The organism is Anoxybacillus sp. CHMUD, assembly GCF_013096965.1.
GTDB classification, from domain to species: Bacteria; Bacillota; Bacilli; order Bacillales; family Anoxybacillaceae; genus Anoxybacillus; species Anoxybacillus kestanbolensis_A.
Map to the genome: position 1 here is coordinate 153,679 of NZ_SDLG01000002.1, position 13,762 is coordinate 167,440.

Annotated in this window: 16 protein-coding genes; all 16 read left to right on the plus strand. The window is 41.6% G+C overall.

The genetic code is table 11. The features are described 5' to 3' along the window. Position 1 precedes the first annotated feature (1 nt). The 16 genes from flhA to frr all read left to right on the plus strand — a co-directional run bounded on the left by flhA (position 2) and on the right by frr (position 13,724). On the plus strand, positions 2–2,038 hold the full coding sequence (flhA, locus tag ETB99_RS02100; protein ID WP_171699792.1) for a flagellar biosynthesis protein FlhA: 2,037 nt from the start codon (positions 2–4) through the stop codon (positions 2,036–2,038). Further along, the gene (gene flhF, locus ETB99_RS02105; RefSeq protein WP_012575292.1) at positions 2,035–3,141 is read left to right on the plus strand and encodes a flagellar biosynthesis GTPase FlhF; all 1,107 of its coding nucleotides are present in this window, start codon (positions 2,035–2,037) and stop codon (positions 3,139–3,141) included. The genes flhA and flhF overlap by 4 nt, the downstream gene beginning before the upstream one ends. After that, complete coding sequence (locus ETB99_RS02110) at positions 3,138–4,007, plus strand: MinD/ParA family protein (protein ID WP_077429640.1); 870 nt, start codon at positions 3,138–3,140, stop codon at positions 4,005–4,007. Before flhF ends, ETB99_RS02110 begins: the two co-directional genes overlap by 4 nt. A 12-nt stretch (positions 4,008–4,019) precedes the next feature. Then, entirely contained in the window at positions 4,020–5,090 is a 1,071-nt protein-coding gene (locus tag ETB99_RS02115) for a protein-glutamate methylesterase/protein-glutamine glutaminase (protein ID WP_171699793.1), read from the plus strand. 14 nt (positions 5,091–5,104) lie between these two features. Further along, complete coding sequence (locus tag ETB99_RS02120) at positions 5,105–7,099, plus strand: chemotaxis protein CheA (RefSeq protein ID WP_171699794.1); 1,995 nt, start codon at positions 5,105–5,107, stop codon at positions 7,097–7,099. A gap of 25 nt (positions 7,100–7,124) precedes the next feature. After that, on the plus strand, positions 7,125–7,556 hold the full coding sequence (locus ETB99_RS02125; protein ID WP_077429643.1) for a chemotaxis protein CheW: 432 nt from the start codon (positions 7,125–7,127) through the stop codon (positions 7,554–7,556). A gap of 7 nt (positions 7,557–7,563) precedes the next feature. Beyond that, on the plus strand, positions 7,564–8,199 hold the full coding sequence (locus tag ETB99_RS02130; protein WP_171699795.1) for a chemotaxis protein CheC: 636 nt from the start codon (positions 7,564–7,566) through the stop codon (positions 8,197–8,199). Then, on the plus strand, positions 8,192–8,692 hold the full coding sequence (locus tag ETB99_RS02135; RefSeq protein WP_077429645.1) for a chemotaxis protein CheD: 501 nt from the start codon (positions 8,192–8,194) through the stop codon (positions 8,690–8,692). Before ETB99_RS02130 ends, ETB99_RS02135 begins: the two co-directional genes overlap by 8 nt. Then, a complete protein-coding gene (locus ETB99_RS02140; RefSeq protein WP_077429646.1) occupies positions 8,692–9,006 on the plus strand; it encodes a hypothetical protein in 315 nt (104 codons plus the stop codon). Before ETB99_RS02135 ends, ETB99_RS02140 begins: the two co-directional genes overlap by 1 nt. A 32-nt stretch (positions 9,007–9,038) precedes the next feature. Then, on the plus strand, positions 9,039–9,770 hold the full coding sequence (locus ETB99_RS02145; RefSeq protein WP_012575284.1) for a FliA/WhiG family RNA polymerase sigma factor: 732 nt from the start codon (positions 9,039–9,041) through the stop codon (positions 9,768–9,770). Between the two features lie 37 nt (positions 9,771–9,807). Beyond that, the gene (locus tag ETB99_RS02150) at positions 9,808–10,065 is read left to right on the plus strand and encodes a hypothetical protein (protein ID WP_129000145.1); all 258 of its coding nucleotides are present in this window, start codon (positions 9,808–9,810) and stop codon (positions 10,063–10,065) included. 10 nt (positions 10,066–10,075) lie between these two features. Further along, positions 10,076–10,531, plus strand: a complete 456-nt coding sequence (locus ETB99_RS02155; protein ID WP_171699796.1) for a hypothetical protein — start codon at positions 10,076–10,078, stop codon at positions 10,529–10,531. Positions 10,532–10,670: 139 nt separating this feature from the next. Further along, complete coding sequence (rpsB, locus tag ETB99_RS02160; protein WP_004891029.1) at positions 10,671–11,378, plus strand: 30S ribosomal protein S2; 708 nt, start codon at positions 10,671–10,673, stop codon at positions 11,376–11,378. Positions 11,379–11,504: 126 nt separating this feature from the next. Next, on the plus strand, positions 11,505–12,386 hold the full coding sequence (gene tsf, locus ETB99_RS02165) for a translation elongation factor Ts (protein ID WP_004891028.1): 882 nt from the start codon (positions 11,505–11,507) through the stop codon (positions 12,384–12,386). Positions 12,387–12,448: 62 nt separating this feature from the next. Continuing rightward, a complete protein-coding gene (gene pyrH, locus ETB99_RS02170) occupies positions 12,449–13,171 on the plus strand; it encodes a UMP kinase (protein ID WP_004891026.1) in 723 nt (240 codons plus the stop codon). Between the two features lies 1 nt (position 13,172). Beyond that, positions 13,173–13,724 carry a ribosome recycling factor gene (gene frr, locus ETB99_RS02175; protein WP_006322344.1) on the plus strand — a complete coding sequence of 184 codons (552 nt, stop codon included), beginning with the start codon at positions 13,173–13,175 and terminating at the stop codon, positions 13,722–13,724. The last annotated feature ends 38 nt before the right edge of the window (positions 13,725–13,762 follow it).

The following is a 13,762-nucleotide window of genomic DNA, read 5'->3' on the forward strand; positions in this document are numbered from 1 at the left end:
TATGTCGGCAAGGGACTTATCTGTATTAATTATGGTTGTATTAATTGTAGCGATGCTCATCATTCCTCTACCATCATGGTTGCTTAGTGTCCTCATTATTATGAACATTTCTCTTGCGTTGCTCGTTCTCTTAACATCGATGAATATGCGCGAACCGCTCCAATTTTCGATCTTCCCTTCGCTCCTCCTTTTGCTTACCTTATTCCGTCTCGGTTTAAACGTTTCAACGACTCGCTCAATTTTAAGTAAAGGAGAAGCAGGAGGGGTTGTTGAAACGTTCGGAACGTTTGTCATTGGTGGTAATGTTGTTGTCGGTTTCGTTGTGTTTTTAATTTTAATTATTATCCAATTCGTTGTTATCACAAAAGGGGCAGAGCGCGTATCAGAGGTGGCTGCACGTTTTACGCTTGATGCGATGCCAGGAAAACAAATGAGCATCGATGCCGATTTAAATGCTGGCATCATTTCCGAACAACAAGCGAGAGAACGACGTGAAAAAATCGCGCAAGAAGCGGATTTTTACGGTGCAATGGACGGAGCAAGTAAATTCGTGAAAGGTGATGCGATCGCGGGAATTATCATCGTATTAATCAATATGTTATTTGGTATCGTCATTGGCATGGTACAGCAAGGCATGGATATTGGCGAAGCAGCGAGACGATATACGTTGCTAACAGTAGGGGATGGGATCGTTAGCCAAATTCCAGCGTTATTAATTTCAACTGCAACAGGAATTGTCGTTACGCGCGCCGCTTCGGATGACAACTTAGGCGCCGATATTATGCGGCAATTGTTTGCGTACCCAAAAATGTTATACGTGACAGCAGGGACGATTTTTTTACTTGGGCTATTTACCCCAATTAATGATTTGTTAACAATTCCGATCGCTTCGTTGCTCGCTTTGGGGGCATACCAATTTACAAAACAAGCCGATGCTCCTGAAGCAACAACAGAAGAGACTGAAGAAGAAATCGAAATGGATCAAATGAAAAGTCCAGAAAGTGTTGTCAGTTTGCTTAGCGTTGATCCGATTGAGTTTGAATTTGGGTACGGATTAATACCGCTTGCTGATGCGAATCAAGGTGGAGATTTATTAGACCGCATCGTCATGATTCGTCGACAACTCGCTTTAGAGCTCGGCATCGTTATTCCGGTTGTCCGCATTCGCGATAACATTCAGCTGCAGCCAAATGAGTACCGATTAAAAATTAAAGGCAATGAAGTGGCGCGTGGCGAGTTGTTACTTGATCATTATTTAGCGATGAGCCCTGGCATTGATGACGATGCCATTGAGGGAATTGATACAGTAGAACCAGCGTTCGGATTACCAGCGAAATGGATTTCTGAAGAAATGAAAGAACGAGCAGAAATGTTTGGCTATACGGTCGTTGATCCACCATCTGTCGTATCTACGCATATTACTGAGCTGTTGAAGGCGCACGCACATGAATTGCTCGGTCGTCAAGAAACGAAACAGTTAATTGACCATGTGAAAGAGTCGTATCCGATTTTAGTGGAAGAAGTGACGCCAAATCCGTTATCCGTTGGCGATATTCAAAAAGTGCTTGCGAACTTATTACGTGAAAAAGTATCGATTCGCAATTTGCCGGTTATTTTTGAAACGCTTGCGGATTTCGGTCGAATGACGACAGATCCAGATCTTTTAACAGAATATGTTCGTCAAGCGCTCGCCCGTCAAATTACGAGCCAATACGTTGTTGAAGGACAGCCATTACGGGTAATTACATTATCAGGAAAAGTAGAGAAAATGATTGCCGAAGGTGTGCAACAAACGGAACATGGCAATTATTTAGCGCTTGATCCGGTCGTCTCGCAAGCGATCGTTGAAGCGATTGCGATGCAAATTGAACAATTTCCGTTTCAAGATCAAACGCCAATTTTACTTTGTTCACCGGCTGTGCGCATGTATGTGAGACAATTGACTGAACGATATTTCCGTCACGTTCCAGTATTGTCGTATAATGAACTTGAAGCAAATGTGGAAGTTCAAAGTGTTGGGGTGGTGAATGTGGAATGAAAGTAAAAAAGTTTGTCGCTTCGTCTATGCCAGAAGCGATGAAAATGATTCGAGCGGAACTTGGCAACGACGCCGTCATTTTAAATTCGAAAGTTGTGCAAAAAAAAGGTTTTCTTGGGTTATTTTCCAGAAAAAATATTGAAGTGATTGCTGCTGTTGATCCAAAACCAGCCACTCCGCCCGTTCAAAAAATAAAAGAAAAACGAAAAGAGCGCACAGAATCGATGCGTGATGAACAGTTATTAAAGGAAATCCATGAATTAAAAGCAACGATTCGTCAATTATCGCAAGGAGGAGGAGTTGAGCATTATCCTACTCCATTAAAAGCAATCGATGCGCATTTAATCGACCAAGAAATAAGCGACGATGTGCGAGCGATGCTTATGTCCACGTTGTTGCAGCGTTGGTATACGTCGGAAAAAAATGCCACATATGACGAGGTGAAGCAATGGCTTCATGAAGAAATCGTTCGTGCATTATCTTCGCTTTCGTTTGGGGGAATTTCGTTTCAAAAAAAATTTATTAACGTTGTTGGACCAACGGGGGTTGGCAAAACGACGACGCTTGCGAAAATGGCCGCTGATTGCGTCATTAAACATCGGAAAAAAGTTGCATTTATTACGACAGATACGTATCGCATTGCCGCCATTGATCAGTTGAAAACATACGCAAAAATTTTAAACGTTCCTCTTGAAGTATGTTACAATCTCGACGATTTTCGTAAAGCGAAAGAGAAGCTAGCATCGTATGACATTGTATTTATTGATACGGCAGGACGAAATTTTCGCAACGCTCAATATGTAAATGATTTAAAAGAAATGATCGACTTTAATGAGGAAATGGAAACGTTTCTTGTGTTATCACTCACAGCAAAATGGAGAGATATGAAAGACATTTATACACAGTTTTCACTCATTCCGATTCATAAATTTATTTTTACGAAAGTAGATGAAACAAGCCGACATGGTGCGATGTTAAATATGATGATTCAATGCCGTATCGGCGCAGCGTACATGACGCACGGACAAAACGTGCCCGATGATATTGTTGAAGCCACTCCACAGCTTGTTGCAAATATGGTTACCGGGGTCGAGCTACGATGATGAGAGATCAAGCGGAAAGCTTACGTTTACGCGTGAAAAAAATGCAGCACGGAACAGAAACGAAAACGATTGCTGTATTAAGCGGCAAAGGCGGAGTTGGAAAATCGAACGTTTCGTTAAACTTTTCATTGGCGTTACGCCAACGCGAAAAACATGTATTGCTGTTTGATATGGATATTGGTATGGGGAATATCGATATTTTACTTGGACAATCGTCATCTTATACAATGATCGATATTTTTCGTCCAAACGTTACCATTCATGATACTATAAAGACAGGACCTGAACAGTTATCGTTTATTGCTGGCGGAACAGGGTTCACAGAAATTTTTCATATGGACGAACAAAAAGTCGAGTATTTTATTGAACAATTGCAACTCGTTTCCGAGCAATACGATTATCTTATTTTCGATATGGGAGCAGGGATGTCCGAAGATCGTCTGCAGCTGCTCAAAGCGGTTGATGATATTTTTATCGTAACAACTCCGGAACCGACCGCTTTGACAGATGCATATGCAACGATGAAATACATTCACTTAGCAGATCCGCAACTCCCGATTTATGTGTTAGTCAATCGTGCACGTTCGGATAAAGAAGGAGTAGAGACACTCCAGCGTTTAAAACAAGTGGCAAAACGTTTTTTAGGAAAAGAATTACACGCATTAGGATATGTACCTGAAGACCGAACGGTAAGTAACGCTGTCATTCGTCAAACGCCTTTCCTTTTATTTGATCCGAGTGCAAAAGCAAGCAAGGCGCTTATGCGAATGACTGATCGCTACTTAGCGAACGGGGAACACGAGGAGCAAACGAAACGTCCGTTTCACTTTTTTGCAAAGCTTCGCCAATACTTTTTGGAAAGGTAGGTTATCATCGCTGTGAATAAGGTGAAAGTGCTCGTCGTTGATGACTCTGCTTTTATGCGAAAATTAATTAGCGATTTTTTGTCAGAACATCCGCGTTTGCACGTCGTAGGTACAGCGCGTGACGGACAAGAAGCGTTGCAAAAAATTGAGCAACTCAATCCGGATGTCGTGACGTTAGATGTTGAGATGCCTGTCATGAACGGGCTTGAGACGTTAAAGCATATTATGCAAAAAAAGCCACTTCCTGTCGTCATGATTTCAAGTACGACGACAGAAGGAGCGGAAAATACAATTTTAGCGTTGCAATACGGGGCGGTTGACTTTATTGCGAAGCCTTCAGGAGCCATCTCACTAGATTTATATAAAATTAAAGATAAGATGATCGAAAAAGTGTTCTTAGCAAGCGAAGCGAATTTGCGAACAGTGAAAATAAAGCAAAAAATGTCTATGTTGCCACAAAAGCAATATAGTAAAATAGGAGTAAGCGAACGGAACAACGCAATCGGAAAGAAAAAAATTATCGCCATCGGCACATCAACAGGAGGACCACGCGCGCTTCAACACGTATTAACGAAATTTCCAGCGACCATTGACGCGCCGATTTTAATCGTCCAACATATGCCGAAAGGGTTTACAAAATCGTTAGCGACAAGACTTGATTCGTTGTGCAACATTCGTGTCAAAGAAGCAGAAGATGGAGAAGTGATTCAAAAAGGGACAGCATATATCGCCCCAGGTGGGAATCATTTATATGTGAAACGCGTAGGCACATCGTTAGCCATTCATTTAGATGAAGCAGCGCCGCGCAATGGGCATCGACCTTCTGTTGACGTGATGTTTGAATCGTTAAGCGCTTTAACAGATTACGAAAAAGTAGCTGTCATTATGACAGGCATGGGATCAGACGGTACAGCAGGATTAAAACAGTTAAAGGCATCTGGCAACACGTTTGTCGTTGCAGAATCTGCTGAATCTTCCGTTGTGTTTGGTATGCCTAAGTCAGCCATTGCTGCAAACGTTGTTGATGAAATCGTTCACGTTGACGATATTGCTGAAGCGGTAATGAGACACGTACAAGTTTGAGGGGGATAGGAACAATGGACATGAGTCAATACCTCGAAGTGTTTATTGATGAAAGTAAAGAGCATTTACAAACGATTAACGAGCAACTGCTAGAACTTGAAAAAAATCCAGACGATGTGGCGATCGTCAATGAAATTTTCCGCTCTGCCCATACGTTAAAAGGAATGTCAGCAACGATGGGATTTGAGGACTTAGCAAATTTAACGCATCAAATGGAAAATGTACTCGATGCCATTCGCAATGGGAAAATTTCGGTCACACCTGAGCTACTTGATGTCATTTTTCGCGCTGTCGATGATTTAGAGGCGATGGTTGTCTCTATTTCAGAAGGTGGAGATGGAAAGCGTGACGTCACCGAAGTTGTTGCGCAGCTAAAGCAAATTGAAAAAGGGGATGTTGTTGTAGTTCCTCAAAAAAGCAGTTCAACATATGAACAAACATACGACGAGTTTGAATACACGATTTTAAAGCAGTCCGCTGAACAAGGATTCCACAGCTATGAAGTCACGATCAAACTACGTTCTGACTGTCTATTAAAAGCTGCTCGTGTATTTATGATTTTTGAAGTGATTGAACAAATTGGAGAAGTGATTAAATCTGTTCCGACCGTTGAAATGTTAGAGGCCGAACAGTTCGACGATCAATTTGTCGTGACCGTCGTGACAAAAGTGTCACAAGATGAATTACAAAAGCGCATTATGAAAGTGTCTGAAGTAGAAGAAGTGAACGTTCGGTCCGTTGATCTACGTCGATCTGTTGCACAGGATGAATCGCTTGAACAAAAAGTAGAACAAAAAGTAGAACAAGTTGTTGACAAAAAACAAGAAAATCAAGAAGAAAAAACGACTGGCAAACAAGTGAGCAGCAAAACGATTCGCGTCAACATCGAGCGACTCGACGTACTCATGAACTTGTTTGAGGAACTTGTCATTGACCGTGGCCGTTTAGAACAAATTTCACGTGAACTAAACAATCCAGAATTACACGAAACGGTTGAACGGATGTCGCGCATTTCAGGAGATTTACAAAACATTATTTTAAATATGCGCATGGTGCCCGTTGAAACGGTATTTAACCGCTTTCCGCGCATGGTTCGTCAATTAGCTCGCGATTTAGGAAAGAAAATTAATCTTGAAATTATCGGTGCTGAAACAGAACTCGATCGAACAGTCATTGATGAAATTGGCGATCCGCTCGTTCATTTATTGCGCAACGCCATCGATCACGGCATAGAAACGCCAGATGTACGTCGCGCAAAAGGAAAACCGGAAGAGGGAACAGTCAAATTAAAAGCATATCATAGTGGCAATCATGTATTTATTGAAATTGAAGACGACGGTGCAGGCATTAGTCGCGAAAAAGTGCTGAAAAAAGCCATTAGTAAAGGCATTATTTCTGAACAAAATGCGGCGAACTTAACGGATAAACAAGTATATGAGCTTATTTTTGCTTCAGGTTTTTCTACAGCGGATAAAGTATCCGATATTTCAGGCCGTGGTGTCGGATTAGACGTTGTAAAAAGTACAATTGAGTCGCTAGGTGGATCCGTGTCGATTGATTCAGAGGAAGGAGTCGGCTCGATCTTTTCGATTCAACTACCGCTTACACTATCCATTATTTCTGTTATGCTCGTTGAAATTCAACATGAAAAATATGCGATTCCGTTGTCATCGATCATCGAGACGGCCATCGTGAAAAAAGAAGACATTTTACATGCCCATAACCAAAAAGTCATTGATTTCCGTGGAAAAGTTGTTCCGCTTTTATTTTTGAAAGATATTTTTGAAGTACCTGTTGTGAAGGAAGACGATGATTTCTTGTCCGTTGTTATTGTGCGGAAAGGTGAAAAAATGGCTGGACTTGTCGTTGACTCGTTTATCGGTCAACAAGAAGTGGTGTTAAAATCGCTTGGCAACTACTTAACATCTGTGTTTGCCATTTCTGGCGCGACCATTTTAGGAGATGGACAAGTGGCGCTCATTGTTGATTGCAACGCGCTAATTAAGTAGGGACAAGCGAGAGGGGGAATTTGATGTGGCTGAGCTGAAAGTAATTGTGTTTCAATTAAAAGACGAAGAATATGCGATTCCAGTGCAACAAGTGCGCTCCATCGAAAAAATTCAACATATTACACGCGTTCCTCGCGTGCCGAAATATGTGAAAGGTGTCATCAATTTACGTGGGGTCGTTACACCAATTATTGATTTACGCATGCGTTTCGGGTTAGAAGAAGCGCAATTTTCCGATCATACGCGCGTCATTATTGTGGCGCTTGATGACATTGAAGTCGGCTTAATTGTTGATGCTGCGAACGACGTCGTTGATATTTCGACAGAAGCGATCGAACCGCCACCAGAAGTGGTTGATGCAACAACCGCAGATTATATTAACGGTGTTGTAAAAATTGAAAAAAGACTTTTCATTTTATTAAACTTAGAAAAAGTACTAAAAACAGAGAAAGGATAAATCGTCCATGTCATATTTTGAACGGATGGATGCCGTCCATATGGACATACTAAAAGAGATTGGAAATATTGGTGCGGGTCACGCAGCAACAGCGTTATCAAAGCTGTTAAATAAAAGAATTGAAATGACGATTCCGGATGTGCGCATCATTTCATTTGATGAAATGATGGACATTGTCGGAGGAGCTGACAATGTCGTTGCTGCTGTTTTTTTGCGCATTGAAGGGGATGCGCCTGGCAATATGTTTTTTGTATTATCGATCGAGCAAGCGGAACGATTTATTCAACAAATGATTGGTGACGAACAATTTAAATTAGAACAAGATTGTTCGGAATTATCGTTGTCCGCATTGCAAGAGCTGGGTAACATTTTAGCAGGCTCGTATTTATCATCTTTATCAGACTTTACGCGTTTAAATTTATATCCATCTGTTCCGGCACTCAGCATCGATATGATCGGCGCAATTTTAAGCTATGGATTAATAGAAATGTCACGTGTCGGTGACCATGTCATCGTCGTTGATACGGCAATTCATGAGGAGCATCAGCCGAATGATCGAGTAAATGGCCACTTTTTCTTGCTTCCCGACCCTGAATCATTTCATATCATCTTTCGCGCTTTAGGTGTGGACCGTGATGAATGAAGTTGTTCAAGTTGTAAAAGTCGGCATTGCTGATATGAACGTTGTAAAGGCACCGCATGTCATTCGCACATGCGGACTCGGCTCGTGCGTCGGTGTTGTTGTATATGATTTAGTGAAAGAAGTGGCTGGCATGGCGCACGTGATGTTGCCAGATTCATCGTTAGCAAAATCCGAAACAATGAATGTAGCGAAATATGCCGATACCGCAGTAGAAGAATTGGTTCGGCGCGTGATTGGGGCAGGAGGAAGAAACGGTCATTTGAAAGCAAAAATGGCTGGTGGTGCACAAATGTTCCAATTTCGTACAGGGACGACGGATATGATGCGTATCGGGCCACGCAACGTTGAAGCTGTTCGTGAGCAGCTTCAGCGCTTTCGCATTCCGATTGTCGCCGAAGATGTCGGGGGAAATAGCGGACGAACGATTGAATTTCATCCAAAAACAGGCATGTTGCTCATTCGAACAGTAAATCAAGGGGTACGGGAAATGTAATGGCTGGTACATGGAAATTTAACGTTAGCTTTGCTTTATTCGGCTGTATGATCGCCTTTTTCTCTTCATTGCTACAAAATAGTATATGGACTTCTACCATTCGAGCTTTCATCACATTTATCGTGTTCTTTGTTTTTGCATTTATGATTCGTTGGATGGTCGCATTTATCCAACGAGATGAATCAACACCGAATGCTTCGTTTACACAAACGAACGACATAGAAGTTGAACAGATGATGGAAAGCTTAAGCGAAGAAGAACAACAAAAAGTAGCCGAGTATATTCGTCAACTGTTAAATCACGAAGAAAAATAAATGCAAAAGCGTAGCTTAGGGGGGATGACATATTGTGCTGGCAAAAGTGGATAGATACTCGCGATCGTGAAGCGGGTGATCAACTTATTGAGAAGTACATGCCACTTGTCGATTACCACGTCCAACGCATCGCTTCATCCCTTCCAAAAAGCGTAAAAAAAGAAGACTTGAAAAGCTTAGCGTTACTCGGCTTGTACGATGCGTTAGAAAAATTTGATCCTTCACGTGATTTGAAGTTTGACACGTATGCTTCATTTCGTATTCGTGGTGCCATTTTAGATGGATTGCGCAAAGAAGATTGGCTTCCGCGCAGCGTACGAGAAAAAGCAAAAAAAATCGAAGCGACGATCGAGCGGTTGCAACAAATGCATATGCGTGACGTGAGCGCCAAAGAAGTGGCGGATGCGTTAAATATATCAGAAGATGAAGTGTATGCGGTCATGAATGAACAGTTTTTCGCGAATGTTTTATCGCTTGATGAACGGCCGTTTGACGATGATGATGATCAACCGTCGTTTACGATACGCGACGATCACTCACCGTCACCCGAAGAACATATGTTACGGGAAGAACAAATTGCCCAATTGGCCCAAGTCATCCAACAATTGAATGAAAAAGAACAGTTAGTGATTAGTTTGTTTTACAAAGAGGAACTGACGTTCACAGAAATCGGGCATATTATGGGACTGTCGACGTCACGAATTTCCCAAATTCATGCAAAAGCGTTGTTTAAAATGCGCAAACTGATTGAGCAAGCAGTATGACAGTCCTTCATCAATCTTTATGAAGGAAGTGAAACCGATGAGTTTAAAGTTAATCGAGTTACAAATAGCGTTACCGAAAGCGCATGAGCTCGGGAAGTGGCAAGAACATATGCAACAGTACGGACAGCTTGCTCAACAACAGCTTGCAGCAGAAATGAAAAAACAAGACGAGCGCATTCGGCAACAAGTGACGAAAGCTGAACAAAGCGAGCGTGCTAAATGGAAAAAACAATCTGAGCAAAAAGAAAAAAGCAAACATCCTTACAAAGGAACGCATATTGATTTTATCGGATAAGAGGGATGATATGACGACGTTTTTATGGTTTGCTAGCTTCGTTTTGCACGGTATTTCGCTCTTTCTTATTATTCTTTTGTCTTTAAAATGGGTAAAAATTAAAGAGACGGAAAGAGAGCAAGCGGAGCTTATTCGTGAGATGGAAACGATGATGACAACGTATTTAATGCAATTTAAAGAGGAAAATGAGCGCTTTGTTAAACAAATCACATCATCGGCTGTTCGTCAAAAGAAAAGAGAAACTCCGCCTTCGCTTCGAGAAGAACAACCGTCGCTTCCGATTGACGACGTTGTTGACCGCATCGAGTTATCAACAACTACACCAAAGGGAGAGCAATCGCTCGACTCGCTCGTTTCGGAAGCATTAAAACTGCAACAACAAGGAAAAACGATCGATGAAATCGCAAAAATACTGAAACGCGGCAAGACAGAAATGGAGCTTTTGCTTAAATTTCACCAAAAGTAGTTGAATGTGTTTTTTAATTATGATATAGTTCTACTTGGTGTGAATACACACGCTCATCGATTTAAGCAACGGTGCTGCATCGCAGTCTTGCTTAAAAATGACATGAGCGGAGGAAAAAAACCGTGTAGGAGGATGGAAAATGTCTGTTATTTCAATGAAGCAATTGCTTGAAGCAGGGGTTCACTTCGGGCATCAAACACGTCGTTGGAACCCAAAAATGAAAAAGTATATTTTCACTGAGCGCAATGGTATTTATATCATTGACTTGCAAAAAACAGTGAAAAAAGTAGAAGAAGCGTATAACTTCGTCAAAGAACTTGCGGCAAACGGCGGCAAAATTTTATTCGTTGGTACGAAAAAACAAGCGCAAGATTCTGTGAAAGAAGAAGCAGAACGTTCTGGCATGTTTTACGTGAACCAACGTTGGTTAGGTGGAACGTTAACAAACTTTGCAACAATTCAAAAGCGTATTAAACGCTTAAAAGAAATCGAAAGAATGGCTGAAGATGGCACATTCGATGTATTGCCTAAAAAAGAAGTGGTAAAACTAAAGAAAGAGTTAGAGCGTCTTGAGAAGTTTTTAGGCGGTATTAAAGAAATGAAAGAATTGCCAGATGCATTGTTTGTCATCGATCCACGCAAAGAGCGCATTGCCGTTGCGGAAGCTCGTAAATTAAACATTCCGATCATCGGAATCGTGGATACAAACTGTGATCCAGACGAAATCGACTACGTCATTCCTGCAAACGACGATGCGATTCGTGCTGTGAAACTTCTTACTTCTAAAATTGCTGATGCGATTTTAGAAGCAAAGCAAGGCGAAGAAGCTGTTGTCACAGCTGAGTAAGCATGCGAAAGGTGATAAGAGGGGGGAGCCTTTTATCACCTTTTTTTAAGAAGGTTGGGCATACTAAGCCTGCGAACCGTTTCGGTTTGTATACATACGAGGCACATAAAAAGGAGGATGTTTAACATGGCAATTACTGCTCAAATGGTAAAAGAATTGCGCGAAAAAACTGGCGCAGGAATGATGGACTGCAAAAAAGCGTTAACAGAAACAAACGGCGATATGGAAAAAGCGATCGACTGGCTTCGTGAAAAAGGAATGGCGAAGGCAGCGAAAAAGGCAGATCGCATTGCAGCTGAAGGAACAACATTAATCGAAGTTGATGGGAATGCAGCTGTCATTTTAGAAGTAAACTCTGAAACAGACTTCGTTGCGAAAAACGAAGGATTTAAAACATTAGTAAAAGAATTGGCGGATCATTTATTAAAACATAAACCTGCAACAGTAGAAGAAGCGTTACAACAAAAAATGGACAACGGTGCAACAGTAGAAGAGCACATCAACGCGGCGATTGCTAAAATCGGTGAAAAAATTACGTTGCGTCGCTTTGCTGTTGTAGAAAAAGGCGACAACGCAGCGTTCGGTGCCTATTTGCACATGGGTGGTCGCATTGCTGTATTAACAGTACTAGAAGGCACAACAAATAGCGACATTGCAAAAGATGTAGCGATGCACATTGCTGCTATTAATCCAAAATACGTTTCTCGCGATGAAGTATCTGCAGACGAAATCGCTCGTGAGCGCGAAGTATTAAAACAACAAGCATTAAATGAAGGAAAACCAGAAAACATCGTTGAAAAAATGGTTGAAGGCCGTTTAGGTAAATTTTTCGAAGACATTTGCTTACTTGAGCAAAGCTTCGTAAAAAATCCTGATGTGAAAGTGCGTCAATTTGTAGAATCTAATGGTGCAACTGTAAAAAGCTTCATCCGTTACGAAGTAGGCGAAGGCATTGAAAAACGTCAAGATAACTTCGCTGAAGAAGTTATGAGCCAAGTTCGTAAGTAATGAAGACAAATAGGGAACACATACGTGTTCCCTATTTTTAAAGAACGGTATGGAGGTTTACAATGAAAAGTCCAAAGTATAAACGTGTCGTTTTAAAATTAAGCGGTGAAGCGTTAGCTGGTGACCAAGGATTTGGCATTAATCCGTCTGTCATTAAATCGATTGCTCAACAAGTAAAAGAAGTAGCGGAACTTGGAGTTGAAGTAGCGGTCGTTGTTGGTGGCGGGAACATTTGGCGTGGAAAAATCGGCAGTGAAATGGGCATGGATCGCGCCACAGCTGATTATATGGGTATGTTAGCAACAGTGATGAATTCGCTCGCTTTGCAAGACAGCCTCGAGCAACTTGGGGTACAAACGCGCGTACAAACGTCGATTGAAATGCGCCAAGTGGCAGAACCGTACATTCGTCGACGGGCGATTCGTCACTTAGAGAAAAAACGCGTCGTCATTTTTGCGGCAGGAACAGGAAATCCGTACTTTTCAACAGATACGACAGCTGCGCTTCGTGCTGCCGAAATCGAAGCAGACGTCATTTTAATGGCGAAAAACAACGTAGATGGCGTATATAGTGCCGATCCGAAAGTAGATAAAAATGCAGTCAAATATGACGAGCTATCTTATTTAGACGTCATTAAACAAGGATTGGGCGTCATGGATTCGACCGCCTCATCGTTATGTATGGATAACGATATTCCGCTTATCGTTTTCTCGATTATGGAAGAAGGAAATATTAAACGTGCTGTATTAGGCGAAAATATTGGAACAATTGTAAGGGGGAAATAAGATGCAAGTATTAACGAACGCAAAAGAAAAAATGGATAAAGCTGTTCAAGCCTTTTCGCGTGAGCTCGCAACCATTCGTGCAGGTCGTGCCAATCCTGCGTTGTTAGAAAAGATTACAGTAGATTACTACGGCATGCCAACACCAATCATTCAATTAGCAGGCATTCAAGTGCCAGAAGCGCGTCTTCTTGTCATTCAGCCGTATGACAAATCCGTATTGAAAGAAATTGAAAAAGCGATTTTAGCATCCGATTTAGGTTTAACACCTTCAAACGACGGTTCAGTTATTCGCATCTCTATTCCGCCACTAACGGAAGAGCGTCGTCGCGAGCTTGTTAAACTTGTAAAAAAATATGCTGAAGAAGCGAAAGTTGCTGTGCGCAACATTCGTCGCGATGCAAACGACGAGTTGAAAAAACTCGAAAAAAATGGCGAAATTACAGAAGATGAGTTGCGTGGTTATACAGAGGATATCCAAAAATTGACGGATGATCATATCGCAAAAATTGATGCGATTACGAAAGAAAAAGAGAAAGAAGTCATGGAAGTATAAGTCCCTCTATGTTTATAGAGGGTTTTTTGCTATAATTA

Excerpts from the sequence above, each read along its gene's own strand:
- flhA (WP_171699792.1), top strand. The coding sequence starts at position 2 with ATGTCGGCAAGGGACTTATCTGTATTAATTATGGTTGTATTAATTGTA.
- flhF (WP_012575292.1), top strand. The coding sequence starts at position 2,035 with ATGAAAGTAAAAAAGTTTGTCGCTTCGTCTATGCCAGAAGCGATGAAA.
- ETB99_RS02110 (WP_077429640.1), top strand. The coding sequence starts at position 3,138 with ATGATGAGAGATCAAGCGGAAAGCTTACGTTTACGCGTGAAAAAAATG.
- ETB99_RS02120 (WP_171699794.1), top strand. The coding sequence starts at position 5,105 with ATGGACATGAGTCAATACCTCGAAGTGTTTATTGATGAAAGTAAAGAG.
- ETB99_RS02130 (WP_171699795.1), top strand. The coding sequence starts at position 7,564 with ATGTCATATTTTGAACGGATGGATGCCGTCCATATGGACATACTAAAA.
- ETB99_RS02135 (WP_077429645.1), top strand. The coding sequence starts at position 8,192 with ATGAATGAAGTTGTTCAAGTTGTAAAAGTCGGCATTGCTGATATGAAC.
- ETB99_RS02140 (WP_077429646.1), top strand. The coding sequence starts at position 8,692 with ATGGCTGGTACATGGAAATTTAACGTTAGCTTTGCTTTATTCGGCTGT.
- ETB99_RS02150 (WP_129000145.1), top strand. The coding sequence starts at position 9,808 with ATGAGTTTAAAGTTAATCGAGTTACAAATAGCGTTACCGAAAGCGCAT.
- ETB99_RS02155 (WP_171699796.1), top strand. The coding sequence starts at position 10,076 with ATGACGACGTTTTTATGGTTTGCTAGCTTCGTTTTGCACGGTATTTCG.
- rpsB (WP_004891029.1), top strand. The coding sequence starts at position 10,671 with ATGTCTGTTATTTCAATGAAGCAATTGCTTGAAGCAGGGGTTCACTTC.
- tsf (WP_004891028.1), top strand. The coding sequence starts at position 11,505 with ATGGCAATTACTGCTCAAATGGTAAAAGAATTGCGCGAAAAAACTGGC.
- pyrH (WP_004891026.1), top strand. The coding sequence starts at position 12,449 with ATGAAAAGTCCAAAGTATAAACGTGTCGTTTTAAAATTAAGCGGTGAA.
- frr (WP_006322344.1), top strand. The coding sequence starts at position 13,173 with ATGCAAGTATTAACGAACGCAAAAGAAAAAATGGATAAAGCTGTTCAA.